Source organism: Solwaraspora sp. WMMA2101, assembly GCF_049179175.1.
GTDB lineage: Bacteria > Actinomycetota > Actinomycetes > Mycobacteriales > Micromonosporaceae > Micromonospora_E.
Window position 1 is genome coordinate 1,006,829 of record NZ_JBMHMA010000006.1, and the last position, 25,405, is coordinate 1,032,233.

Annotated in this window: 21 protein-coding genes; 16 read left to right on the forward strand and 5 right to left on the reverse strand. The window is 72.5% G+C overall.

The genetic code is table 11. The features are described 5' to 3' along the window. Positions 1–46 precede the first annotated feature (46 nt). Complete coding sequence (locus tag ACN28F_RS05110; RefSeq protein ID WP_421357119.1) at positions 47–1,756, reverse strand: Ig-like domain-containing protein; 1,710 nt, start codon at positions 1,754–1,756, stop codon at positions 47–49. Between the two features lie 231 nt (positions 1,757–1,987). On the opposite strand from ACN28F_RS05110, the gene ACN28F_RS05115 reads away from it, so the two are divergent. The 7 genes from ACN28F_RS05115 (at position 1,988) to ACN28F_RS05145 (ending at position 7,474) form a co-directional block, all read left to right on the forward strand. Beyond that, the gene (locus ACN28F_RS05115) at positions 1,988–2,404 is read left to right on the forward strand and encodes a hypothetical protein (RefSeq protein WP_289206948.1); all 417 of its coding nucleotides are present in this window, start codon (positions 1,988–1,990) and stop codon (positions 2,402–2,404) included. Positions 2,405–2,520: 116 nt separating this feature from the next. Further along, complete coding sequence (locus ACN28F_RS05120) at positions 2,521–2,826, forward strand: hypothetical protein (RefSeq protein WP_289206949.1); 306 nt, start codon at positions 2,521–2,523, stop codon at positions 2,824–2,826. A gap of 97 nt (positions 2,827–2,923) precedes the next feature. Then, positions 2,924–3,907 carry a zinc-dependent alcohol dehydrogenase gene (locus tag ACN28F_RS05125; RefSeq protein ID WP_289206950.1) on the forward strand — a complete coding sequence of 328 codons (984 nt, stop codon included), beginning with the start codon at positions 2,924–2,926 and terminating at the stop codon, positions 3,905–3,907. A 3-nt stretch (positions 3,908–3,910) separates the two neighbouring features. Continuing rightward, entirely contained in the window at positions 3,911–4,309 is a 399-nt protein-coding gene (locus tag ACN28F_RS05130) for a 6-pyruvoyl trahydropterin synthase family protein (protein WP_282226571.1), read from the forward strand. Continuing rightward, positions 4,306–5,379, forward strand: a complete 1,074-nt coding sequence (locus tag ACN28F_RS05135; RefSeq protein ID WP_421361264.1) for a glycosyltransferase family 4 protein — start codon at positions 4,306–4,308, stop codon at positions 5,377–5,379. The genes ACN28F_RS05130 and ACN28F_RS05135 overlap by 4 nt, the downstream gene beginning before the upstream one ends. 120 nt (positions 5,380–5,499) lie before the next feature. Beyond that, on the forward strand, positions 5,500–6,327 hold the full coding sequence (locus tag ACN28F_RS05140) for a methyltransferase domain-containing protein (RefSeq protein ID WP_421357120.1): 828 nt from the start codon (positions 5,500–5,502) through the stop codon (positions 6,325–6,327). Positions 6,328–6,439: 112 nt separating this feature from the next. Next, positions 6,440–7,474: a lysylphosphatidylglycerol synthase transmembrane domain-containing protein gene (locus ACN28F_RS05145; protein WP_421357121.1), complete on the forward strand. Its 1,035-nt coding sequence runs from the start codon at positions 6,440–6,442 to the stop codon at positions 7,472–7,474. Between the two features lie 38 nt (positions 7,475–7,512). Here the strand turns inward: ACN28F_RS05145 and ACN28F_RS05150 are convergent, their stop codons facing one another. After that, positions 7,513–8,205, reverse strand: a complete 693-nt coding sequence (locus ACN28F_RS05150; RefSeq protein ID WP_289206953.1) for a RibD family protein — start codon at positions 8,203–8,205, stop codon at positions 7,513–7,515. Positions 8,206–8,341: 136 nt separating this feature from the next. On the opposite strand from ACN28F_RS05150, the gene ACN28F_RS05155 reads away from it, so the two are divergent. Then, the gene (locus tag ACN28F_RS05155; protein ID WP_289206954.1) at positions 8,342–9,049 is read left to right on the forward strand and encodes a GTP cyclohydrolase II; all 708 of its coding nucleotides are present in this window, start codon (positions 8,342–8,344) and stop codon (positions 9,047–9,049) included. A gap of 42 nt (positions 9,050–9,091) precedes the next feature. Here the strand turns inward: ACN28F_RS05155 and ACN28F_RS05160 are convergent, their stop codons facing one another. Beyond that, a complete protein-coding gene (locus ACN28F_RS05160; protein ID WP_421357122.1) occupies positions 9,092–10,582 on the reverse strand; it encodes a family 43 glycosylhydrolase in 1,491 nt (496 codons plus the stop codon). A gap of 174 nt (positions 10,583–10,756) precedes the next feature. After that, complete coding sequence (locus ACN28F_RS05165; RefSeq protein WP_289206955.1) at positions 10,757–12,253, reverse strand: PQQ-dependent sugar dehydrogenase; 1,497 nt, start codon at positions 12,251–12,253, stop codon at positions 10,757–10,759. A gap of 412 nt (positions 12,254–12,665) precedes the next feature. On the opposite strand from ACN28F_RS05165, the gene ACN28F_RS05170 reads away from it, so the two are divergent. The 7 genes from ACN28F_RS05170 to ACN28F_RS05200 all read left to right on the forward strand — a co-directional run bounded on the left by ACN28F_RS05170 (position 12,666) and on the right by ACN28F_RS05200 (position 23,033). Next, the gene (locus ACN28F_RS05170; protein ID WP_289206956.1) at positions 12,666–13,244 is read left to right on the forward strand and encodes a hypothetical protein; all 579 of its coding nucleotides are present in this window, start codon (positions 12,666–12,668) and stop codon (positions 13,242–13,244) included. Positions 13,245–13,421: 177 nt separating this feature from the next. Continuing rightward, positions 13,422–14,105 carry a lytic polysaccharide monooxygenase auxiliary activity family 9 protein gene (locus tag ACN28F_RS05175; protein WP_289206957.1) on the forward strand — a complete coding sequence of 228 codons (684 nt, stop codon included), beginning with the start codon at positions 13,422–13,424 and terminating at the stop codon, positions 14,103–14,105. Positions 14,106–14,418: 313 nt separating this feature from the next. After that, on the forward strand, positions 14,419–17,649 hold the full coding sequence (locus tag ACN28F_RS05180; RefSeq protein ID WP_421357123.1) for an FtsX-like permease family protein: 3,231 nt from the start codon (positions 14,419–14,421) through the stop codon (positions 17,647–17,649). Then, positions 17,646–20,453 (forward strand): ABC transporter permease, encoded by a 2,808-nt coding sequence (locus ACN28F_RS05185; RefSeq protein WP_421357124.1) that lies wholly within the window; start codon positions 17,646–17,648, stop codon positions 20,451–20,453. Before ACN28F_RS05180 ends, ACN28F_RS05185 begins: the two co-directional genes overlap by 4 nt. A gap of 74 nt (positions 20,454–20,527) precedes the next feature. Then, on the forward strand, positions 20,528–21,448 hold the full coding sequence (locus ACN28F_RS05190; RefSeq protein ID WP_421361266.1) for an ABC transporter ATP-binding protein: 921 nt from the start codon (positions 20,528–20,530) through the stop codon (positions 21,446–21,448). A gap of 8 nt (positions 21,449–21,456) precedes the next feature. Next, a complete protein-coding gene (locus tag ACN28F_RS05195; RefSeq protein WP_421361268.1) occupies positions 21,457–22,182 on the forward strand; it encodes an ABC transporter ATP-binding protein in 726 nt (241 codons plus the stop codon). Positions 22,183–22,295: 113 nt separating this feature from the next. Next, entirely contained in the window at positions 22,296–23,033 is a 738-nt protein-coding gene (locus tag ACN28F_RS05200; RefSeq protein ID WP_421357125.1) for a glycoside hydrolase family 11 protein, read from the forward strand. A 23-nt stretch (positions 23,034–23,056) separates the two neighbouring features. Here ACN28F_RS05200 and ACN28F_RS05205 read toward each other — a convergent pair whose 3' ends face one another. After that, positions 23,057–24,532: a DUF3237 family protein gene (locus ACN28F_RS05205; protein WP_421357126.1), complete on the reverse strand. Its 1,476-nt coding sequence runs from the start codon at positions 24,530–24,532 to the stop codon at positions 23,057–23,059. Between the two features lie 166 nt (positions 24,533–24,698). Here ACN28F_RS05205 and ACN28F_RS05210 point away from each other — a divergent pair, with 166 nt between their 5' ends. Next, complete coding sequence (locus ACN28F_RS05210; protein WP_421357127.1) at positions 24,699–25,289, forward strand: hypothetical protein; 591 nt, start codon at positions 24,699–24,701, stop codon at positions 25,287–25,289. Positions 25,290–25,405: the final 116 nt, after the last annotated feature.

The following is a 25,405-nucleotide window of genomic DNA, read 5'->3' on the forward strand; positions in this document are numbered from 1 at the left end:
CGTGCCGGGTGGCCCCCACCCGGCAACTGCCGGGTCCAGTGGGTGGTCACCGTCGCAGGTGGTGCTTCACCCCGGCACCGTACGGTGTCGGCCGGCCGTCGTAGTCACGGATCAACGGCGGTACGCCCGGGTAGCCGTCGGTGTGCCAGACCGAGCCGAGGAAGCCGATCCGGCGCGTGTCGAGCCAGTCGATCGCCGTACCGACGAACCGGTGCCCGCCGGTGTCCTCACTCACCTCGACCGCGACCAGCGGCACCTCGGCGGCGACCGGCGCGACCTGCTGCTGCCAGCAGGTCACGGTGGCGCAGGCCGCGTCGTCGTCGACCCGCCAGGCGGCGGCGAGGTTGCGGCCGGCCGGGTCGTCCGGCCGGTACGCCAGCCAGCCGGACAGGTCGTTGCCGCCGTCGAGGCCGCCGATCAGCAGGGTGTTGTGGCTGCCGGCGAAGTGCCGGATGTTGTAGATCAGGGTGTCCGCTCCGAACTCCGGCCAGTCGGAGGGCAGGCCGGCCGACGGACGGCCGTCGCGCCACGCCTGCCACGCCGCGTCGGGCGGCAACTCGCCGACCGCCGGGTACGCGTCGCCGTACAGATCGAACAGGATGCTGTTGTCGTCGTCGAAGTGGGCGGCGACGTCCACCCAGAACGTCCGTTGCAACGAGGTCGCCGGGCCGTGCCAGGCCAGGATCGGGGTGATCCCGTGCCGGACGAGCCGCTGCGCGTACCCGCTGATCGCGTCCCGGTAGGCGGCACCCCGGAAGGCCGGCGGGACGGTGTCCCGGCTCAGCCAGCATTCGGGGTCGACCAGAACCCGTACGGCGTTGATCCGCCACCGCCGCATCGCTTGCACCGAGTCGTCGTCGACCGGGCCGTGGAAGATTCCCGAGCCGTCGCGGCAGAGTGTCTCGGCGCCGGCCCGGACCACGCCGCGCAGCTGGTACGGCCGGGGTGGCTGGTCGACGGTGACCAGTTGGTTGCCGGCCATGGTCAGCGCCGGGGCGTGACCGGGCGGCGCGGGGCTCACCACCCGGACGCCACGGACCTCGGCGGTGGCGTGGGTGCCGGCGTCGTCGTAGGCGGTCGCCGTGATCCGCGTCCCGTTGGTCGGCTGGGCACCGTGCCAGGTGAAGGCGTACGGGGCGGTGGTGTCGGTGTGCAGCAGGGTGCCGGCGGAGCGGAACTCGACCCGGGTGATCCGACGCCCGGCGGCTGCGGTGGCATCGGCCGCCACCGGGATCGGCGCGGTCGTGGCGAAGATCTGGTTCATCTGCGGGCTGCGCAGCGCGACGACCGGTGGGAACGATTCGGTCGGCGGGACACTCGGGCTGGGCGGAATGCTCGGGCTGGGCGGCAGGTCGGGGTCCATGTTGCAGGCCTGGCCGTTGAAGTGGTAGCTCGTCGGTGGCGGGTTGGCCACGGAATAGCTGCCACTGAACTGCACCCGCACCGACTCGCCGGTGTCCAGGTGGTACGCCCCGGCGTCGGAGCGCAGCTCGTACGGCCAGGCGAGCGCGCTCAGGACGAGACCTGGCGGCACCTGCCGGTAGGCGGAGTTGATGGTCTGTCGGGCACCCGGAGTGAAGGTGAGTCGCCAGGTGGAGACCGGCGGACCCAGATTGGTCAGTGTCATCCTGGCGATGAACCCGGTCGACCATTCCCTGGTCACCTGGTAGTCGACCGTGCAGGCGGGCGCGGCGTACGCCGGGCGCAGGGCGAACCCGAACACCATGCCAGTGGCTGCCAGGACGGCAGCGATCAATGAGGCGATGATTCGTCGCAATTGAATTACCCCCGTTGCATTGATGAGCGTATTTGCTTTCATCGATGGTCGCCCTCCGCGTACCGCCCGTCAAGGCCACCGCCCACGACCGGGCAGATGGCGCAGGCCGCCCCGGGGTCGCACCGCCCACAGCCGAGTCGCTCCACGTACGTGACGTACTTGACGTACGTGACGACCGGGTGGGACGATCCTTGCGGGAAGGGGGCAGGCATGTCCGCGGTGCACTTCGACAGCTACTCGCAGGCTCGAGCCCACCTCAAGGATCTGCTGGACGCAGCCGATCGGGGCCAGGTGGCGACCGTCAGGCGGGACAATCGGACGGCCGCTATCGTCGATCGGGAGCGGCTGCGTTTCTTCCTTGCCTCGGTGACCCCGTCCGGGGCCCAGGTGGTCGCTGAGTCCGGTGGATGGTCGATCTTCGTCCCTGGACTACCGGTCGCCGCCGACGGGGAGAGCCTCGACGAGGCGGTGGACGAGCTGATTCTCGCCCTGCGCGAGTACGCCGAGGATTGGCAGGACCGGCTCCTCGACGCGCCCAACCACTCGAGCAACTGGGGGCTGGTCCAGCTGATCACCATCAGCAGCGACGATCAGCTTCGCGAGTGGCTGGTCGGGTCGTCCCGGTGAGGTGGCCTACGCCGAACCGTCAGGACCACGAGAAGTTCTGCCATACCGAACAGTGGGTTCGGGTCCGGGACTCGCGCGGACGTACCGGCACACATCACGTCACCTTTGAGCTCAGGTTGGCGGACGGACGCATCCTGCGGACCCGCATCTCCCACCCGGTCGACCGGACCGCGTACGGGCCGAGCCTGTGGAGCCACATCCTGCGCGATCAACTGGACGTCGCCGAGGACGAGTTCTGGGCCTGCACCCGGGACGGGACGCTGCCCAAGCGGAGCGATCCGACGGTTCCCACCGCGTCACTTCCCGCCGAACTCGTTCATCTCCTCGTCCACCGGGTCGGCCTCACGGAACCCGAGGTCGCGGCGATGACCAAGGAACAAGCGGTCGCCCGGCTGAACCGGTACTGGGCTGACGGGTCCTGACGCCGGACCGCCGGGACGCGCCGGTTGATCACCGTTCGTCACCCTGCGTGTCCTGCGTATGGTTACCGGGGCCGGCCGGGACGACGAAGGGACGCCGATGACACCGCGCGACCACGCGTTCTGGCTGCGCGCGCCCGGCGACGGCGAGATCAGACCGGTCGAGGTCGGCCCGCCCGGCCCCGGTGAGGTACTGGTCCGCACCCTGTTCAGCGGGTTGAGCCGGGGCACCGAGACGCTGGTCTTCCGCGGTGAGGTGCCACCCAGCCAGTACGCGGTGATGCGCGCCCCGCACCAGGAGGGCGACTTTCCCGCCCCGGTCAAGTACGGCTACCTCAACGTCGGGCGGGTCGAGCAGGGCCCGGCCGCGCTCGTCGGGCGTACCGTCTTCTGTCTCTACCCGCACCAGACCCGCTACGTGGTGCCGGCCGACGCGGTCACCGTGGTGCCGGAGACCGTGCCGGCCCGCCGCGCGGTGCTCGCCGGCACGGTGGAGACCGCAGTCAACGCGCTGTGGGACGCCGCTCCCCTGCTCGGCGACCGGATCGCCGTGGTCGGCGCCGGGATGGTCGGTGCCACGGTCGCCGCGCTCGCCGCCGGATTCCCCGGCGTCCGGGTCGAACTGGTCGACGTCGACCCTGACCGGGCGCGGGTCGCCGCCGCGCTCGGCGTCGGGTTCGCCCACCCGGACACCGCCACCGGCGACTGCGACCTGGTGCTGCACGCCAGCGCCACGGCTGCCGGGCTGGCCCGGTCGTTGGAGTTGCTCGCCGTCGAGGGCACGGTGGTCGACCTCAGCTGGTACGGCGACCGCCCGGTCACCGTACCGCTCGGCGAGCACTTCCACTCCCGCCGGTTGACCGTCCGCAGCAGCCAGGTCGGGCTGGTGTCGCCGGCCCGCCGCGACCGGCGCGGGTACGCCGGCCGGCTCGCCGTCGCCCTGGACCTGCTCGCCGACGACCGGTTCGACGCCCTGCTGACCGGCGAGAGCGACTTCGCCGACCTGCCACGGGTGCTGCCCCGGCTCGCGGCCGGCGAGCTACCGGCGTCGTGCCACGTGATCCGTTACCCGACTGGAGGATGAAAAATGTTCAGCGTCACCGTCCGTGACCACATCATGGTCGCCCACAGTTTCACCGGTGACGTGTTCGGGCCGGCGCAACGACTGCACGGAGCGACCTTCGTCGTCGACGCGACGTTCAAGCGCACCGACCTCGACAGCGACAACATCGTCGTCGACATCGGCCTGGCCACCGAGCAGCTCAAGGCCGTACTGGCGGAGTTGAACTACCGCAACCTCGACGACGAGCCGGCATTCGCGGGGGTCAACACCTCCACCGAGTGGCTGGCCAAGCTGATCGCCGACCGACTGGCCGACCGGGTGCACGCCGGGGACCTCGGTGCCGGTGCCCACGGCCTGGCCGGGATCAGCGTCACGCTGCACGAGTCGCACGTCGCGTGGGCGAGCTACGAGCGGGCGCTCTGACCCGGATGGTCGTCGTGGTCCTGCCCGCGAACGTGGACGATCCGGCGACGCCCAGCGGCGGCAACGTCTACGACCGGCGGGTCTGCGCCGAACTGGTCGCCGCCGGCTGGCCGGTCCGCGAGGTGGCGCTGCCCGGTGCCTGGCCGCGCCCGGACGCGCCGGCCCGTGCCGCGCTCGGCGACACCCTCGCCGGGCTGCCGGACGCGACGGTGGTGCTGCTCGACGGGCTGGTCGCCTGCGGGGTGCCCGAGGTGGTCACGCCGCACGCCGACCGGCTGCGGCTGGCGGTGCTGGTGCACCTGCCGCTGGCCGACGAGACCGGGCTGGACCCGGCCGATGCCGCCGACCTGGACCGGGCCGAACGCGCCGTGCTCGGCGCGGCGGCGGTCATCGCCACCAGCGACTGGACCGCGCGGCAACTGGCCGATCGGCACGGGTTGCCCGCACACCGGGTCCGGGTGGCGGTGCCCGGCGTCGCCCGTGCTGAGCTGACCGCCGCGGATCCGGCCGGCCGCCGGCTGCTCTGCGTCGCGTCGGTCACCCCACGCAAGGGCCACGACGTGCTGGTCGACGCGCTGGCCACCGTCGCCGACCTGGACTGGAGCTGCCAGTGTGTGGGGGCGTTGGACGCCGCCGGGCACGTCGGGCGGGTCCGGGGCCGGATCGCCCACCACGGCCTCGACGACCGGGTCACGCTCACCGGCCCCCGCCACGGTGCGGCACTGATCGGCAGCTACGCCGACGCCGATCTGCTGATCCTCGCCTCGTACGCCGAGACGTACGGCATGGTGGTCACCGAGGCACTGGCCCGGGGCATCCCGGTGCTGGCCAGCGAGGTGGGTGGGGTGCCGCAGGCGCTCGGGCGCGGCGACGACGGAGTCCTGCCCGGGCTGCTGGTGCCACCGGGCGACCCGGCGACACTCGGCGCGGCGGTGCGTCGTTGGCTGACCGACGCCGACTGGCGGCAGCGGCTGCGGGCGGCGGCGGTGCAGCGGCGGGCGACGTTGCCCGACTGGGCGCGGACCGCCGCCGGGATCGGCGCGGTCCTGCACGACCTGCGACGGCGCTGACGTCGGCCGCACCAGAGCAGGCACCAGAGCCGCACCACACACTCGGCGCGACGGATCCGGCACCGCACGGATCCTGCGCCACACCGGCACGGCGCCGCGTCAGCGGCGGAGGGAGCGCACATGGAGACGATCGAGTCGTCCGGGTACAGCCCGGCCTGGCTGGGGCTGCGGGAACCGGCGGACGCGCAGGCCCGGTCGACCGAACTGGTCGCCGAACTGGGCCGGTTGCTCGCCGGCGGCACCCGGACCGAGGTGCACGACCTCGGCTGCGGCACCGGATCGATGGGCCGGTGGCTGGCACCGCGCCTGGCCGGGCAGCAGCACTGGGTGCTGCACGACCGTGACCTCGAACTGCTGCGGTACGCGGAGGCCGCGATGGCCCCGGCCGCGGCCGACGGCGCACCGGTCACCGCGACGGTCCGCCGCGACGACGTCACGGCGCTCACCGCCGACGACCTCGCCGGTGCCGGGCTGGTCACCGCCTCCGCGTTGCTGGACCTGCTCACCCGCGACGAGGTCGACACCCTGGCGGCGACCATCCTGGCGGTGGGCTGCCCGGCGCTGCTGACCCTGACGGTGGTCGGCGAGGTACGGATGCACCCGGCCGACCCGCTCGACGACGCGCTGTCCGCCGCGTTCAACGACCACCAACGGCGACACAGCGGCGGTCGGCCGCTGCTGGGCCCGGACGCCGTGGAGGCCGCCACCGAGGCGTTCACCCGACGCGGGGCGAGCGTGCTGGTGCGGCCCAGTCCCTGGCGGCTCGGCCCCGAGCAGGCCGAGCTGACCTCCCGCTGGCTCGACGGCTGGATCGCGGCGGCGTACGAGCAGCAGCCGGAACTGGCCGGGCGGCCCGGCGGCTACCGGCAGCGCCGGCTCGCCGCCGCCGCAGCCGGCGAGCTGCAGGTCACCGTCGAGCACCGTGACCTGCTGGTGGTGCCGAGGTGAACCGCAGGGGTCGTCACCGCGTATCTGACAACGGAGGCTCACCAAGGAGGACAGGCATGTACAGGGCGATCGGCCCGTGGCGTACGGTCGGCATCGGCCGTGGCGCGCCGTGATGGGCAGGATCTGGCCCTGGCTACGGCTGGTCGGCGGAATCGCGATCCTGGCCGTACTGGTCTGGCGGCTCGGCACCGGGGCCTTCCTCGACGGGGTACGGGTGATCGAGGCCCAGACGCTGCTGCTCGCCATCGGGATCGGCCTGCTCAGCACGGTCTGCAGCGCGGCCCGCTGGTGTCTGGTCGCCCGGGGCATGGGGCTGCGGCTGCCGGTGCGCACCGCCGTCGCCGACTACTACCGGGCGATCTTCCTCAACGCGGCGCTGCCCGGTGGGGTGCTCGGTGACGTGCACCGGGCGGTCCGGCACGGCCGTACGGTCTCCGACGTCGGTGGCGGGGTCCGGGCGGTGGTGCTGGAACGCACCGCCGGTCAGATCGTGTTGTTCGCGGTCGCCGCGGGTGTCCTGCTGACCCTGCCGGTGCCGGTGCCGGCGGGTGTGGTCACCGGCGCACAGCTCACGGTGGCCGTGGTGGCGCTGGTCGCGGTGACGGTCGGCGTGGTCGCGGTGCTGCGGCGGCGGGCGACCGCGCGATCCGTACGGGCGGAGTCGTCCGTACCGGCGGGTCAGCCGAGGCCTGCGGGTCAGTCGAGGCCGGCTGGCTGGTGGCGGCGGGCCCTGCGGCGTACCGCCACCGATCTACGCGGCGGGCTGCTGGCCCGACGGACCTGGCCGGGCGTGCTGCTGCTGTCCGTGGTGGCGCTCGCCGGTCACCTCGCCACCTTCCTGGTCGCCGCCCGGGCCGCCGGGGCGACCGCGCCGCTGCACCTGCTGCTGCCGTTGATGGTGCTGGCCTTTCTGGCGATGGCGGTGCCGCTCAACGTCGGCGGCTGGGGGCCACGCGAAGGGGCGACCGCGTGGGCGTTCGGCGCGGCCGGGCTCGGCGCGGAGCTGGGTCTGACGGTCGCCGTCGTCTACGGTCTGCTGGCGCTGACCGCGAGCCTGCCGGGGGCCGCCGTGCTGACCCTGCGTGGGCTGCGGAAGATCCCGGTCGGACGGCTGCGGGTACGGCTGCGACCGCAGCCCGCGACGTGACACGACCGGCGGCGGCAGTCGTGGCGGCGGCGCGCCGGCTACCGGTCGCCGAACCGGGGCGACATCGCGTAGCGCAGCAACGCCACGTCGCCGATCTGCCGTACCTCGGCGAGGGTGGCCCGGGAGTCGGCGTGCCACGGGAACCGGCCGTCACCGACGAACCGGGGCGCCCGCGAGTCGCCGACGAAGATCGGGGCGACCACCAGGTGCAGTTCGTCGACCAGCCCGGCGGTGAGGAACTGGGTGTGGATTCGGCCGCCGCCCTCGACCATCAGCCGCCCGACGCCGCGCTCGTGCAGGTCGCCGACGACCCGGAGCAGGTCGACCGGGTCGCCGCAGTCGACGACCGTGGCGACGGCGGCCAGCCGTCGCCGGGCCCGGTCCAGGTGACCGGTCGCGCAGTAGACCAGCTTGTCCACGTCCCCGTGGGTGAAGAACCGCGACCCGGGGTCCAGGTCGCCGCGCCCGGTGACGGTGACCTTCAGCGGGCTGGGCCGCTGCCCCCGGGCCTGCCGCTGGCGGCGCCGGTCCGCCGAGCGGACCAGCAGCCGCGGATCGTCCTGCCGGATCGTGCCCGCCCCGACCAGGATCGCGTCACAGTCGGCCCGGACCGCGTCGACCCGGTCGAAGTCGGCGTCGTTGGACAGCAGCAGCCGCTCGCCGGCGGCGTCGTCCAGGTACCCGTCGATCGACATGCCGCAGCTGAGCAGGACGTAGGGTCGCTCAACCACTGATGGCTCCTCCGCGTCGATCGACAGATAGCCTGCAGGTGAGGCCGGCACACATTCTTCCGTACCGCCCACGCGTCGACACCGGCCCTGCCGATGTCGACGTCGCCGCAGCCCCGTCACCGAAGAGGAAGTACCGATGCTTGAACCGCCGCCCCACGCACCTGTCAACGGTAAGCTCGCCGCCGGTCCGACGGTCGCCGTACCGTCGCCCGCTGCGGTCCGTCGGCAGGTCACGGTGCCGCTGCGGTTCGCTGACGGCTACACCACCAAGGCCCGGGTGTTCACCTTCGACGGGTTGGCCGACCGACGCGAGCACGTCGCACTCGGGCTGGGCGACTGGCGTCAGGTGCTGGACCGGGCCGCCGACGGTGGTGATCCACCCCTGGTACGCCCGCACAGCGAGTGCCTGACCGGTGACGCCTTCGGCAGTCAGCGGTGCGACTGCGGCCCCCAGCTGCGCGAGGCGGTGGAACGGATCGCCACCAGTGGTGGTTTCCTGCTCTACCTACGCCAGGAGGGACGCGGCATCGGGCTGTACGCCAAGCTGGACGCCTACGCGCTGCAGGACGCCGGGCTGGACACGTTCGAGGCCAACGTGGCGCTGGGCCGGGGCGAGGACGAGCGGGACTACACGGTCGCCGCGCAGATGCTGATCGCGCTCGGCGTCCGACGGGTCGCGCTGCTGAGCAACAACCCCGACAAGGCGGCGCAACTCACCCAGCTCGGGGTCACCGTCAGCGAACAGATCCCGACCGGTGTACACGTGTCGGCGGCGAACGTGCGGTACCTGGCGGCGAAGGCCAACCACGCGGCGCACACCATCGACCTGTCGGTGGCCGAGTGATCCCGGCCCGCCCGCCGGGTCGGTATCGGTACCCGGTCGTAATCAGTGGAGGTACGGCCAGCCCGCCGCGTCGTAGCCGAGCCGGTTGATGCCGAGCAGGGCGGCCCCGTTGTCGGCGTAGTAGTGGTAGACGAGGTAGTCACCGTCGGCGTCGGTCAGCACGTCCTGGTGCCCGGGGCCGTTGATCGCGCCGTGTCCGGCCAGGATCTGGGTGCCGCCGCCAGCGGTCATCGGGGCGCCGGAGCGGTCGACGAACGGTCCGGTGACGCTGGTGGAGCGCCCGACCATCACCCGGTAGGTACTGGCCGCGCCCTGGCAGCACCGGTCGAACGAGACGAACAGGTAGTAGTAGGCACCTCGGCGGATCAGCGTGGGTGCCTCGATCGCGGCCCCGCCCCGGCCGGCGAGGGCGCGCACCGTCGCGTCGGCGCGTCGGCCGGTCGCCGGGTCGATGGCGACCATCTTGATGCCGGACCAGAAGGATCCGAAGCTCAACCACCAGCGGCCCTGATCGTCGACGGTCAGGTGCGGGTCGATCGCGTTGAAGTCGTCACTGGTCCGGGACTCGATCACGAGTCCCCGGTCGGTCCAGCTGCCGGACGTCCCGGTGGGGCTGGTGGCCAGGAAGATCGCCGACCGGTTCGAGCCGAACGTGGAGGCCGAGTAGTAGAGGTGGTACTGGTTGTTGCGGTACGTCAGGTGCGGAGCCCAGAGGTTGCGGCTACCACCGGTGTACGGGGTGGTCCACGGCGCGCCGCCGGGGAACACCGCTCCGGCGTCGCGGAAGGTCACCCGGTCGGTGGAGGTCTTCAGCGCGATGTCGTTGCCGGTGTGGGCCAGCAGGTAGCCACCGTTCGGGCGGCGTACCACCGTCGGGTCGTGCACGCCGATGTCGCCGGCCACCCGCATCGGGGCCGGGTAGGTCCCTGGCGGCGACGTGGCCGGTGGCGGGGTCGGTCCGTCGACGGTGCCGACCGGCACCAGTTGCCACTGCTGGTTCTGGCCGTCCCAGTCGGTCCACTGGCTGACCCGCGCACCGTCGGAGGTCGAGCGTTCCCAGACGTCCAGTGCCTTGCCGCTGTGCCGGTTGATCAGCCGGACGTGCCCGCCGGCCGAGTCGGCGAGCCGGAACTGCTGACTGGCCCGGTTCAGGTCCGCCCACTGGACCACCTGTGCGCCGTCGGCGGTCGAGGAGCCACGGATGTCGAGCACCTTGCCGCTGTGCCGGGACCGCAGCCGGTAGTGGCCGTCGCCGGAGTCGACGAACCGCCACTGCTGCCAGGCACCGTCGTTGCGGGCCCACTGCACGATCGGGGCGTCGTCGGTGGTGGCGAGGTCGTAGAGGTCGAGTGCCTTGCCGCTGTGCCGCGCGAGCAGGACGTACCAGGTCGAGGTGTCGACGGTCGCGGCGTACGCGGCCGGCGCGGCGACGACGGGCGCGACGAGGACGGCGCCGGTCAGGGTCGCCGCCAGCGCCGCCAGAGCGCCGGTCAGCCGGGCGTGGCGGCGCCGGGGTGGGTGCGGTCGATGCATCGGTACGGCTTCCTTCCGGTCTGTGTCACCGCGCGGTCGACCGGCGTGGTGACGCCATGCCCGGACGTACCGGAAAGGTAGCGTCGACATCGATTAACGTCAAGATATCAACTAAGTTCGGCCTGGTCGGGGCGGTAGCCATGATCCGACCAGACCGATACTTGGCACCTCGGGTCAGCCGACCTGGCAGGGGGCACCGTTGAGTTGGAAGTCCGACGGACGCGGGTTGCTCGCGCTGTACGTCGCCTGGAAGCCGAAGCTCACCGTACCGTTCGCCGGCAGGTTGCCGTTCCACGCGGCGTTGCGCGCCGTCACCCGCTGGCCGGACTGGCTGACCTGCGCGTTCCACCCGTTGGTGATCTGCTGGTTGCCGGGGAACGTCCAGGTCAGCGTCCAGCCGGTGACCGACGCGCCCCGGTTGGTGACGCGCACGTCGGCCGTGAAGCCGTTGCCCCACTGGTTGACCTGCCAGGACACGCTGCACCCACTGGCCGGCGGTGCGGTCGTGGGCGGTGCGGTGGTCGGCGGAGCCGTCGTGGGCGGAGCCGTCGTCGGCGGCGCGGTGGTGGGTGGGGCGTCGGCGGGCGGGAACCGCAGGATCCGGTCGTCGGTGGCCGCTGGCGTCCCCCGGCCGTCGCGGTTGCTGGTCGTCACCCAGAGCCAGCCGTCCGGACCGTACTCGACGGTGCGCAGCCGACCGTAGGCACCGACCAGCTCCGGGGTCGGGGTGCCGACCCCGCCGGCGGCGTCGAGCGGTACGTTCCACAGCCGGTTGCCGCGCAGTGCGGCCACGTACAGCCGGTTCCCGGCGATCGCGGCGCCGCTGGGCGACGCCTCGGCCGGGGTCCAGACCAGCAACGGGTCCCGGAACCGGGGATCGTTGGCCCGGCCCTCGACGGTCGGCCAGCCGTAGTTGCCGCCCGCGACGATCAGGTTCACCTCGTCCCAGGTGTTCTGTCCGAACTCGGTGGCGTACAGCCGACCCTGCGCGTCCCACGCTAGTCCCTGCACGTGGCGGTGCCCCAGGCTGTAGACCAGCGAGCCCGGCGTCGGATTGTCCGCCGGGACCGTACCGTCGGGGCGCATCCGCAGGATCTTGCCGTTGCGGCTCTGCGGGTTCTGCGCGGAGGCCGTCTGACCGGCGTCGCCCACCCCGGCGTAGAGCATTCCGTCCGGGCCGAACGCGATGCGGCCGCCGTTGTGGATGGTCGCCCGGGCGAGCCCGGTCAGGATCGGCTGCTGGTTCTGCGGGGCGCTGAGCCGGAACCGGGCGATCCGGTTGTCGGTGGCCGTGGTGAAGTAGACGTAGACGTAGTCGTCCTGCGCGAAGGTCGGCGAGACGGCGAGACCGAGCAGTCCGCCCTCACTGACCGGCGTGATGCCGGAGATCGTCACGACCGGCTGCGGCTGCGCGCCGGGCCTGACCCGGACCACCTGGCCGGTGCCGCGTTGGGCGACCAACGCACTGCCGTCCGGCAGGAAGTCCATCCCCCAGGGCACCGTCAGGCCGGTCGCGACCACCTCGGGCCGGGAGAAGTCGAAGTCGCCGAGGGCGAGCAGGCCGGTGGCGCGGTCGGCGGCGGGCACGGTGGCGGCCGTCGCCACTGCGGCGAGCCCGGTCGCCGCCAGCGCTGCGGCCAGGACGGCACCGACCACGGATCTGAGTTTCATGGGCACACCTCTCAGATCGAGCGATCTTCATCAATGTAGCAACGCTCGATGACTGACGCCTCACTCAGCCACGCGTACGCCGTCGACGGGCAAACGAGTCTACTATCGACGGCTCGCATCAGGTTCGTCAGATGTCGACAATCATCGATGTTGCGGGGTGGGCCGAGGCATGCTGAAATGGCTCATATCGCCGCAGCGCGGGGGCAACCGCGTTGAGCGACGGCAGGCTCGGGAGCAGCCCAGGGCTCGGTGGCGATCCAGTGGCGCGGACGCGCACTCACCGACGTGGCGCGAGACGGCAGCACTCCCGAAGCGCCGCACGGCTGTACCGCGCACCTCGACGGCCCGGCGCCACGACACCGACGCAGTTCATCACCGCACCACGACCGGCTACCAGGGTGAGGAGCAACCGATGGCTTTCCAGAAGATCTTCGCGGGGTGGTACCGCAACCGCGTGGTGTGGGTGGCGGCGATCCTGCTGGCGACGGCGACCGGGGCGGTCACGTTGACCGGCGGCGCCGACCGGAACGCGGCACCGGCGGATCTGGTCGGCCAGCTCGAAACCCGGATGCGCGTCCTGCTCGAGCAGGCCGACCCGCAGCAGCACAACCACGCCGGCCACACGGTCGAGCTGGCGGCCGCCACCCAGCAGCAGACGGTGATCTGCGGAGTCCGCATCTACGGCTACGAGCCGGCCGACGTCACCGCGCTCGCCGAGGTGCGGACGGTCTACGGCTTCCACCTCTGCGGGGTGGCCGAACCGCAGCGACCCTGGGACGTGGCGGTCAAGCTGGCCGGTCCGCTGATTCTGGACATGTCCACCGAGCCACCGGGCATCGAGGTGGTCGAGGCCACCGCCGACGTCATGTTCGTCGACCGGCTGCGGCAGATGTTCCCGGACAAGTACGCGGAGCTGGCGATCGCGGAGGCACTGACCGACTCCGAGGCCGCCGACCTCCGCCGTCGCTACGACGCCGCAGCCGGGATCTGACCTGGTCCACCGGTACGGGCGCCGACCCTCACCGGCGGGCCGCAACACACCCGTCCACCGACCGGGCGAACCCGCCAAGATTAGACATAGATGATCATTGATATTTGAATCCCTGGATGTCATAGTTTGCTGGGAGCGCTCCCGCCCGATCTCGCTCCGAGAAACGGAGGATCCACAGTGCGTCTACTCACGTCCGACCGGTCCGACGGACCCACCCGGACCCCCGCCCGCAAGTCCCTGCGAGTCCTCGTCCTCGTGTCGGCCCTGATGGTCGCCATGCTGCCCTGGACCGGCGCGGCCCAGGCCCACGGCACGATCATCAACCCGGCAAGCCGCGCCTACCAGTGCTGGAAGAGCTGGGGCAACCAGCACACCAACCCGGCGATGCAGCAGCAGGACCCGATGTGCTATCGCGCGTTCCAGGCCAACCCCGACACCATGTGGAACTGGATGAGCGCGCTGCGCGACGGCCTCGGCGGCCAGTACCAGGCCCGCACCCCGGACGGGCAACTGTGCAGCAACGCCCTCTCCCGCAACGACAGCCTGAACCAGCCCGGAGCGTGGCGGACGACCACCGTCGGCCGTAACTTCACGGTTCAGCTCTACGACCAGGCCAGCCATGGTGCCGACTACTTCCGGGCCTACGTCACCAAGCAGGGGTTCAACCCGGCCACCCAGCGGGTCGGGTGGGGCAACCTCGACCTGATCGCGACGACGGGCCGCTACGCGCCGTCGCAGAACATCTCGTTCAACGTCTCCGTCCCCAGCGGGCGCTCCGGAAACCACGTCCTCTTCGTGATCTGGAAGGCGTCGCACATGGACCAGGCGTACATGTGGTGCAGCGACATCAACATCGTCTGACCGACACCCGGCACCACCCCGGCCCAGGACCGCTGCGTCCTGGGCCGGATCGCGTCGCGGACACCCGGCACCCGGCACCCGGCACCCGGCACCCGGCACCCGCGATACCGCCGCACGCATTCGGCAACGAGTCGATCTCGGTTCAGACGAGGTCGGGTCACGATCCGAGCATGGTCACGTCACGGGGACGATCCACGCGAACCCTCGGTCCCACTCACCGCATCAAGAAAGGGAGTGCGGATGCCCTGTCGCGGGCACCGGCGCCGACGACGGCCGCCGGCGAAGGTCCGCCGCCGACACCGAGCGAGGATCGATGGGACTGGTCCACCGGCGGGCCCGGGCAGCAACGGGGTTGTTGCTCGCGGCGGCCGCAGCGGCGTCGCTCGCCATCGTCGCGCTGACCGGTCTGACCGGGTACGGCCGGCAGGTGGTCGACGCCGGCACCCGCACCGCCGTCGACTCCGCCCCGGCCCGGGAGCGCTCGATCCTGGTACGGGGACCGGCCGGCCGGTCGACGACCGAGCTCGCCCAGCGCGACGCCGCCCTCCGGGCGGCCATGGCCGACGGGGTCGGTGGCCGGCCCACGGTGGTGACCGCCGCCGGCTACGCCACCGGACGCCAGTTCACCAGCCCGACCGGTGAGGCCACCCCGGACGCCGACGACGTCGTCTACGCCTCCGTGGGCTTCCTCGACGATCTGACCACGCACGCCGCGCTCGTCGCCGGGGCCTGGCCGGCAGGATCAGCCGCCGGCGACGGCGCCCTGATCCAGACCACGCTCGCCGAGCCCACCGCCGACCTGCTCGGAATCGAGGTGTCAGACCGGGTCTCGGTCCTGGACCGGCTCACCGGCCGCACCACTGACCTGCAGGTCACCGGGGTCTGGCGGGCGGTCGACCCACAGGACACCTTCTGGCGGCTGGCACCCGACGCGGTCACTGGCGCCGAGGCCACCGCACAGTCCGTGGGCAGCACCTACGGTCCGCTGGTCGTGCACCGTACCGACTTCGACACCCACTTCGCCGCCAGCGCGTCGGCAGCCTGGCTGATCGACCCGGACCTGACCGGGCTGGCCAACGCCGACCTCCGCCAGCTACGGGCCGCTGCGGTCGAACTGCCGCAGGAGCTACCGGAGATCACCGGACTCGGCTCCGCGGCGTCAGTCGACACCGACCTGCCTCGGCTCATCGACCGACTGCACCGGGCGAGACTGGTCGGTGCGTCGGCGTTGGTGACGCCGGTGCTGCTGGTGGCCATGCTCGCCGGCTACACCCTGCTGCTCGTCGCCCTGCTGCTCGTCGCGCGCCGGCGCGACGAGACGGCGTTGCTGCGTGCCCGGGGTTGTGGACCCGGCCGGCTGGCCGGCATGGCGCTGCACGAGGCGGCTTTGGTCGTGCTGCCGGCCGCGCTGATCGCGCCCCCCGTCGCGGTCATGATCGTCGGGTACGCCGGTCGGCTGCCCGCCGTCACCGCCGTCGGCCTGCGGGTCCAGCCTCAGTTGGACGGCGCCACCTGGCTGGTCGCCGGGTCGGCGGCGGCGGGCTGCATCCTCGCGATCGTCGCACCGGCGCTGCGCGGCGGCGGCACGTACACCAGTGAGCTGGCAGCACATTCCCGGCCCCGACGGGCGGTCCTGCAACGAGCCGGCGCGGACCTCGCCCTCGTCGGCCTCGCCGTGCTGGCCTGGCTGCAACTACGCCAGTACGCGTCCCCGCTGACCGCGACCGGCGCCGGCCTCGGCATCGACCCGCTGCTGGCCGCCACACCGACGCTCGCGGTGCTCGCCGGGACCGTACTGGCGCTGCGGCTGCTCCCGGTCGCCGCCCGGCTCGCCGAACGACTGCTCGACCGACGGAGCTGGCCGGCCGCGCTGCTCGGCACCTGGCAGGCCAGCCGCCGACCGCACGCCGGGCCGGTGCTGCTGCTCGCCCTGGCCGTCGCGGTCAGCACGTTGGCCTGGAGTCTGTCGAGCACCGCCGGACGGTCCCTGGCCGATCAGGCAGACCATCTGGTCGGTGCCGACCTGCGGCTGGTCGAGACTGCGGGTTTCCCGCCGGAGGGTCGGCTCGGGCAGCTCGCCGACCTGCCCGGCGAGCCGACCGTACTGCCCACCTGGCGGGACACCCTGCGGCTCGGTCCCGTCGCCGCCGCGGCGTCGCTGGTCGCCATCGACACCCGGGCGGCCGCCGGGGTGCTGCGGGTGCGCGACGACCTCGCCGGTGGCTCCGCCGCCGCGCTGCTGAGCGGGGTGACCGACGACCGGGCCGTCGCGCCGGTGACGGAACTGCCCGCCGACGCGGTCCGGCTGACCGGCCGGATCGACACCACGCTGCGTACCGAGACCGACGATGACCGGCCAACGCGGATCCGCAGCTACGCGGTGTTCGCCACCGCCGCCGGATACCGCCGGATCCTGCTCGGCGTCAGCGCCGACCGGGCCCCGCTGCGCTTCGCCGTGGAGGTGCCCACCGACGCCGGCCCGGTCAGCCTGGCGGGTTTCCAGGCCAGTGGCGAAGGCGTGCCTGGCACCGTACTGACCTGGCGGCTGGCCCAACTGCGGGCGGTGTCCGCAGCGGGACCCGCCGACGGCGTACCGCTGCCGCTGGCCGACACGGACTGGCAGGTCGTCGACGCCGGGGCGGAGGCACAGCCGGTCCGGTCCACCGGCGACGCCCTGACCGCCGACTACCAGTCGCGGAGCACGGTGAGCTCGACGTGGCGGGCCGTACCCATCCGGATCGGGGTGGCCCGTGCGCTGCCGCCGCAGCCGGTACCGGTGCTGGCGACCCCGGCCACGTTGACCGCACTCGACCTGACCGTGGGCGACGACACCCGGCTGTTCCTGGCCAGTGCACAGGTGCCGGTCCGGATCACCGGCGTCGTGCAGGCGCTGCCGGGTGACACCGCACCCGCCGCCGTACTGGCCGATCTGCCCGCCCTGGCAGCCCGGCTGTTCCATGGACATGGCGTGGTGCGACACCCGCAGGAGTGGTGGGTGCGGACCGGGTCGCAGCCCGCCGACCAGGTGACCGCTGCGGCCAGAGCCCTCGGCGGACTGCAGGTGCTCGACCGGCGGTCCGTCGCCGACGACCTCGCCGACGACCCGTACCGGGTCGGTGCCCAGTCGGCGTTGTTCGCCGCCGCGCTCGGCGCACTCGGGCTGGCCGGCATCGGCCTGGCCGTGGACCTGCGGGCCACCGCCCGCCGGCGCCTGGCCGAGCTGGCGGTCCTGCGTACCCTCGGAGCCGGCCGTCGGATGCTGGCCCGCGCGCTGCTGGCCGAACAGACGTTCCTCGCCGCGATGGGGGTGCTGGTGGGCGTCGTGGTCGGCCTGGCCGTCGCGGCGACGACGGCACCACTGGTGATCCTCACCCCGGCGGCTGACCGTCCGATACCGGAGCCGGTGCTTGCGGTGCCCTGGTTGCCGGTGACCGCGACCGCCGTCGGACTGCTCGTGCTGGCGTCGGCGACGGGTCTGCTGGTCACCGCCGGGCTCCGCGACCGGATCGACGTCTCGCTCCTGAACGCGGGTGGCGACCGGTGAGCGCCCTCGGCCGCCGGCTCCGCGCGTACGCCGGTCACATCGCGCTGCTCGCGGCGCTGGGCACGGTGGCGGCCACGATGGTGACGGCGGTGCCACGGGCGGCCAACACCGCCGTCGACCAGGCGCTGCGGCCGCACCTGTCCGCGATGCCACACCTGGCCCGTGACCTCGTCCTCACCGAACGGCCGACCATCGCCCCCGGCCCGGGAATCGTCACCCCACCGGTCGACTCCGCCGCCGGGCAGCGGCGGACCGGTACGCTGCGCGACCAACTGCCGCAGCCGGTCCCGCAGCTGGTCGGATCCGCCTGGTACGCCGCCGCGATCGGCCCGGACGGCGTCGACGCCCGCGCGGACGCACCACCGTTCCAGCGCAACCCGCCGCCGGTGTTCGGGCTCCGCGCCCAGACCGGTGTGCGGGAGGCGTCGCGGCTGGTCGCCGGCGCGTGGCCGGCGTCCCCGGGTGACGCCGGCGCGGCAGGTGATGCCGCGCCCACCCAGATCACCATCTCCCGGCAGGCGGCCGGGACACTGTCCCTGCGGATCGGCGACGTGCTGCAGATCTCCGGCGGAGCGGGCAACAACACGGCCCGGCTGGAACTTGTCGGGCTGTTCGAGCCGCTGGACGCCGCCGACCCGGTCTGGGACGACCTCACCTACGCGTTGGCACCGCTGCGCCCGGTCCTCGACCGGGACCCCTGGTACCTGGCGGCGGTGACCGACTGGACCGGGCTCGACGCCGCCGCCCGCACGCTGGGCATCGTCCGGTACGAGTGGCGGTACCGGATCGCGACCGACCGGATCGACGCCACGCACACCGGGCCGCTCGCCAGTGCGGCGGCCGCCGCCCGCCGAACTCCGCCGGACGGGACCACGCTGACCAGTTCGCTCGACACCGTACTGGCCGATTTCGACGGGCAGGTCCGCGCCGCGCGGGCGCTGCTGGCCATCGTCGGCGCCGGGTTGTTCGCCTGCCTGTTCGGACTGATCTGGCTGGCCGCCGGCCTGCAACTGCGCCGCCGCGCCGACGAACTGTCGCTGCTGCGGGCCCGGGGCGCTGCGGTGCCGGCCCTCGGCCGGTACGTCCTCGTCGAGTCCGTCATGGTGGCACCGGCCGCGGTCGTCGCCGGCTGGCTGCTCGGCTCGGCCGTGCCGGGCCGCCCCGGCGCCGACGAGCTTCCGCTGCTGCTGGTCGTCGCGGCGCTCACCACCGCAGCCGTGCCGGCACTGCTGGCCGCGCGTACGACGGCCGCCGCCGGCACGGTCCGACACGGCGGTACGCCGTCGGCGGTCGACGCGGACCGGGGCGACCTTGCCCGGCGGCGGTCCTCGCCAGGTCGGCTCACCGCCGAACTGAGCGTGGTGCTGGTGGCCGTCGGCGGACTGTGGCTACTGCGGCGGCGTGGCCTCGAGGCCACCGACGGCGGCGTCGACCCGTTCCTGGTCTCGGTACCGGTGCTGCTCGCGGTCGGCGCGGCGCTGGTCACCCTGCGGACGCTCCCGTGGCCGCTACGGCAGCTGGACCGGCTCGCCGCCCGCACCCGGGGAGCAGTGTTCTTCCTCGGCCTGGCCCGCGCCGGGCGTGGCGCGCCGGTCACTCCTGGTCCGTTGGCCGTGCTGGTGACCGCCGTGAGTGTCGGTCTGTTCAGCGCGGTGGTGGCGACCACCATCACCGACACCCGGGACCGGGTCAGCGACCGGGAGGTCGCCGGGGACGCCGTGGTCACCGGCTTCGGCTTCGCCGTGGACACCGGCGACGAACTCGCCGCGCTGCCCGGGGTGGCGGCGGTCGCGCCGGCGGTGCTGGCGACGAACCGGCAACTCGTCGCCGCCGTCGGCGCCTCGGCCCAGGAACTGGGCCAGGCCCAGGTGCTGGTGGTCGACGTACCCGCCCTGGCGGAGGTGGCCGAGGTCAGCGGGGTCCGGCTCGACCTGCCGGCCGTACTGCGCGACGCCGTGGCGGACCCGGCCGGCGGCCCGGTGCCGGCGGTCGTCTCACCGGACATCGCGCGGCTGCTGGCCGAGGATCTGCCCGACGGCACCACGGAGGTTCTGGTCGACGTGCAGGGGCGTCGGCGCGGTTTCTCGGTGGCGGCCGTCGCCGACGGCTTCGCGGGGCTGCCGGTGGATGCCCGTGGGTTCGTCGTGCTGCCGATGCAGGCGCTGACGGTGCCGCCGTACCAGCCGGTCGTGCCGCAACGATATCTGCTGGCCGGTGACGGTTTCGACCCGGCCGCGGTGGTCGCGCTCGCCGACGCCGGACAGCGGCAGCGGATCGCCGAGGTGGTGGGCACCGCGCCCGACGATCTGCCCCAGCCGGCCACGCTCACCACCTGGTCGGCACACCGTCAGGCGTTGGAACGCACCGGCGCGAACGAACTGCTCAGCTTGGTCTTCACGCTGGGCACCGTCGGCGCGGTGGTGCTGGCGCTGGTCACCGTCGGGTTGGCGGTGCTCGCCGGGTCGACGACCCGGGGGCGGGCGCTGTCCCGGCTGCGCACGATGGGGCTGTCCCGCCGGCAGGGGCAGCTGCTGCTGGTATACGAACTCGTACCGGTCGTGGGCGCGGCGGTGGTAGCCGGCGGCGCGGTCGGGGTGGTCCTGCCCCGCCTGCTCGATCCGGTCCTGGGCCTGGCGGCGTTCACCGCCGGGGTGGCCGCGCCGCCGCGCTTCGATCCGGTGGTGATCGTCGGCGTGCTGGCGAGCGTGACCGTCGGGCTCACCGCGGCCCTGGTGATCGACAATCTGGTGCACCGCAGCGCCCGACTCGGGCGGGTGCTGCGGGTGGGAGGAGACGACCGTTGACCACGACCGAAACGCCGGACCTGGCACAGTTGCAGCGAAGGGCCGCCGAGCGGGCCGCAGTCCGGGCCGGCGGGATGGACCGGCTCGACGGGCACATCGTCTGCGAGGGCCTGGTCCGCATCTTCAAGGCCGACGGGATCGAGGTCGTCGCCCTGCAGGGCCTGGACCTGTCCGTCGAGCGCGGCGAACTGCTCGCCATCGTCGGCGCCTCCGGCTCAGGCAAGTCGACGCTGTTGAACATTCTGTCCGGGTTGGACACACCGACCGCCGGGGTGGCCCGGGTCGCCGGGGTGAACCTGCTCGGAATGTCGGCGGCCACCCGGCTGAGGTACCGACGGCGCACCGTCGGGTTCGTCTGGCAGCAGACCAGCCGCAACCTGCTGCCGTACCTGACCGCCCAGGAGAACGTCGCGCTGCCGATGACGTTGGCCGGTCACGCGCGGGGGCGGGCCGCCCGGACCAGGGCCGGTGAGCTGCTGGAGCTGGTCGGGATCGCCGACTGCGCGGAGCGACGGCCGGACCAGCTCAGCGGAGGCGAGCAGCAACGCTGCGCGGTGGCGGTGGCCGTGGCCAACGACCCGGAGGTGCTCTTCGCCGACGAGCCGACCGGCGAGCTGGACGAGGCCACCGCCGGGGAGGTCTTCGCCGCGTTGCGGACGATCAACGCCGAACTGGGGGTCACCATCGTCGTGGTCACCCATGACCGCGCCGTCGCCGGCCAGGTCCGCCGGACCGTCGCGATCCGCGATGGCCGGACAGCCTCCGAGGTACGCAGGTCCGCCCGCATCGGGCGCGACGGGGTCACCGAGACCGTCACCGAGGAGTACGCCGTACTGGACCGCAGTGGACGGCTGCAGTTGCCGGCCGCGTTCGTCGACGCGCTGTCCCTGCGGGACCGGGTACGACTGAACCTGGAACCCGACCATGTCGAGGTCCGCTCCGGTGACGTCGAGGGCCGCTCCGGTGACACGGACGCGACGGAGGAGCGACGGTGAGCGACGAGATGGTCCGGGTCGACGGCGTGAGTCGCGACTTCCACGGCGGTGGCCGGGTGGTGCACGCGTTGCGGGACGTATCGCTGCGGGTGGGCCGGGGCGAGCTGGTCGCCGTACAGGGCCGGTCCGGGGCCGGCAAGACCACCCTGCTGAACCTGATCGGCGGGCTGGACCAGCCGACCGCCGGTACGGTGTGGGTCGCCGGCCGCGAGGTGTCCGCCGCCACCGAGGCACAGCTGATGGAGTTGCGCCGGTCGACCATCGGCTTCGTGTTCCAGTCGTTCGGGCTGATCCCGATCCTGTCGGCGGCGGAGAACGTCGGGGTGCCGCTGCGACTGGCGAAGGTGCCGTACGCCGAACGCGAACAGCGGGTCGCGCTGCTGCTGGAGCTGGTCGGCCTCGGCGGCCAGGCGAGACAGCGACCGTACGAGCTGTCCGGCGGTCAGCAGCAGCGGGTGGCGATCGCCCGCGCGCTCGCCAACGACCCGCCGTTGCTGATCGCCGACGAGCCGACCGCCCAGCTCGACTCCGAGACGGGCCGGTCGATCATGGACCTGATCCGGTCGTTGGTACGGGCCCGTGGCATGTCCGCGGTGGTCGCCACGCACGATCCGGAGCTAATCGAGCTGGCCGACCGGGCGGTGTCGTTGCGTGACGGCGCACTGGTCGACCCGGTGCCGGCTGCCCGGTCGGGACCCGGCCCCGCCTCGATTCCCGCCCCGGCAGGTACCTAGCCGACCATTGACATCCCGCCGACACCCGGCTGTGACTTGCGCCACAGTAATCGATGTACGTCGATTTATAGCTCCCGCAGTCCTGGCCAGATCAAGCGGAAGACGGTGACATGATGGACGAAACACCCGGTGCCAGCTCGACCCGCAGGCGGCGCGGCCGGATCAGACTGCTGGTCAGCACCGCCTGCGCCGCCCTGCTGGCGGTCACGGTGACCGCACCGGCCAGCACCGCCCACGCCGACGCGGCCGGCACCCGCCCGGTCGTCACCACCAACCAGACCGGCACCCACGACGGCTACTCCTACGCCTACTGGAAGGACATGGGCGACAGCACCATGGTCCTGGGCCCGCAGGGTCAGTACAGCGCCCGGTGGACCGGCATCAACAACTGGTTCGGCGGCAAGGCATGGGCGACCGGCGGCCGGCGGACCTTCGACTACTGCGGCACCTTCCACCCGGGCGGCAACTCGTACCTGGCCCTGTTCGGATACACGACCAACCCGCTGACCGAGTACTACATCGTGGAGAACTGGGGCACCTACCGTCCGACCGGTACGCCGATGGGCACCGTCGTCAGCGAGGGCGGCACCTACGACATCTACCGCGCGCAACTCGGCGTCGGCAGCACGCCGTACTACCGGTACTACAGCGTCCGCCAGCAGAAGCGCTCCGCCGGCACCATCGACACCGGCGACCACTTCGACGCGTGGGCGCAAGCCGGGATGCGCCTCGGTACCACCATGGGCTACATGATCATGGCAACCGAGGGGTACCAGAGCAGCGGATGGTCCCAGGTCACGGTGGACGGCACCCCGACCGGCCCGGCGCGGTGCGCCCCCAGCCGTACCTGACGAGCGCACCCCGGCAGCCTCCACTATCGGCGTTCGTAGAAGGTGATGCTCACCCCGCCCGGTGCGAAGCCCGGATCGGAGCTCAGCCAGGTGTCGGCGTTCAGGAAGGCGTACGGGCCGGCCGCCCGGGTCTCGAAGGTCGGCACCAGCCGGCCGAACTGCCCACAGTTTCGGACCAGGATCAGCTCACCGTCACTGGTCGACAAGGTGTACCGGGCATCCAGGGTCGTAGCCGAACCACTGAGCTGGTAGTCCGCTCCGCCGGCGAGGATCGACCCGGTCACCCGGCCGCTGAGTGTCCCACCGGTGATGGGAATGATCGTGCGGGTGCCGCGTTTGCTGGCACCGACAGCGAGGGTGGAACCGAGCGTGACAGCGGCGGTGAACACGCTGGCGCCCCGCGTGCCACTGCCCGTCGCGCAGTTCCAACTCTGGTGGGGCAGGCCGACGGGGTCCGTGAGCTGGACCTGCGGGGCGGTCGGGGAGACACCGGCGACGTCGTAGATGGCGAGGGTTCCAGTGTTGGTCGCGGTGTCGACCGTCCGGGTGCCGACGAACGTGCCGGAGTTGAGCCAGGCGTGCGGGCTGGAGTTCGGTGCCTCGAAGTCGGGCACGATCCGGACCGGGGCGCCACCGGCGGGGGCTGCACCGCAGCTGCGCAGGTAGATGAGGGTGCCGTCACTGGCGCGCAGCACGTTGATCTGCTCGACCTCCAGCGCCCCGTTGGTGAGGGTGAGCTCCAGGTCGAGTCCGCCGGTGAGCACGGTGCCGCTGAGCCGCTCCACCATGAACGATCCGCCCGTCACGTCGAGCAGACGGCGATGGCCGTACGGAGTGGTGCCCACCTCACGGACGGCACCAAGTCGGGCCGTCACGGTCAGCACCAGCCGACCCCGCGTCGGGGACACGATGCCTGTGGGCATGCCGCACGTCCAGGAAGGGTCAGGCACGATCGTCGGCTCCGTCCCACCGGGCGACGTGCTCGGGGTGGGCGAGGTCGGCGGCGACGGCGTGCTGCTCGGTGTGGGTGTGGGGCTCGGCGTCGGCGATTGCGGCGCGGACGGTGAACCCGACGGGGTCACGCTACCCGTGCACGGCGTGCCGTTGAGCGCGAAATCGGTCGGAGCCGGATTGCTGGCGTTGTTCCACGATCCGTTGAAACCGATCGCCGTGCCCGCTCCGGTGGCTAGGCTGCCGTTCCACGCCGCGTTGACGACGGTGACCTGCGTGCCGGCCTGACCCACGGAGCCGTTCCAGAGCTGGGTGACCTGTTGTCCGGCGGCGAACGACCAGGTCAGCCGCCAACCGCCGATCGGGTCACCGAGGTTGGTCACGGCGACGTTGGCACCGAATCCGCCCGGCCACTGGCTGGTGACCGTGTAGGTCACCCGGCACCCGGTGGCGGCGTACGCCGAGGTGGCGATGCCACCGACGGCGACGGTGACGGCGACGGCGATCGCCGCGACGAGCAGGCGCCTACCGTGGGCGACGATCCTCATCCGACCCTCCCGCAACGACCACCCGACGCCAGGCACGAAGGGTTACGTTGCAGAAAGTGTCCCGACCGGACAAGAATCTGTCAATCGACGGTTCCCGATCTATGCAGGTGCGGCGACCAGCAGGTAGGCCCGGTCCGATCAGATGACCCCGCTCCGCCGTGTCCTCGTGCCGATCGGTGCCACTCTCCTCGCGGCAGCCATCGCCACACCCGCGACGGCCGCGCCCGCCCCGACGCTCCTCGAGAGCGCGCACGTCGGCTTCGACGATCCGAACACCAGCCGGACCCTGACCGTCGACCTCAGCCGCATCGACGGGGTGGCCCAACTGGATGTCGAATACTGGTCCCGCTCCTGCACCGAATCCGCTGGCCTGGAGACCTGCGAGACGATTTTCCGGCAGGCGTACGACCAGACGCCGTCACGGGCCAGGATGTCGCTGCAGGGCGCCTCGGCCGCCGGGGTGGTGACCTACTCGCAGACCGTGCGGACGTGCACGTACGGACCGGTCGACGAAGCGGGCGAACGCCCGGAGTCGTGCACGGATGCCCCGGAGACCATGGGCACGACCAGCGTGAAGATCACCTGGACTGGGACCGGCGAGGTGGTTCAGGAATTCCGGACTGACGAGGAGGGCACCCGCTACGTCACGCAGCGGCGGACTGCCGCCGTAGTGGGCACCGCGTTCGGCGAGTCGTTCCCGGTCGAGCAGTCACTGATCACGTCGCTGGGCCGCACCTGGAAATTCCCGGCGGCCTGACCGGCACTGCCAGCAGGCCCAGGCCATGCCGAGGAGACAAGTCTCCGATCTTGGCCCGGGCATTCGGGGCACCCCGGGAAGGGCCGTGACAGCAGCAGGCCCGCTACCGGATCTCC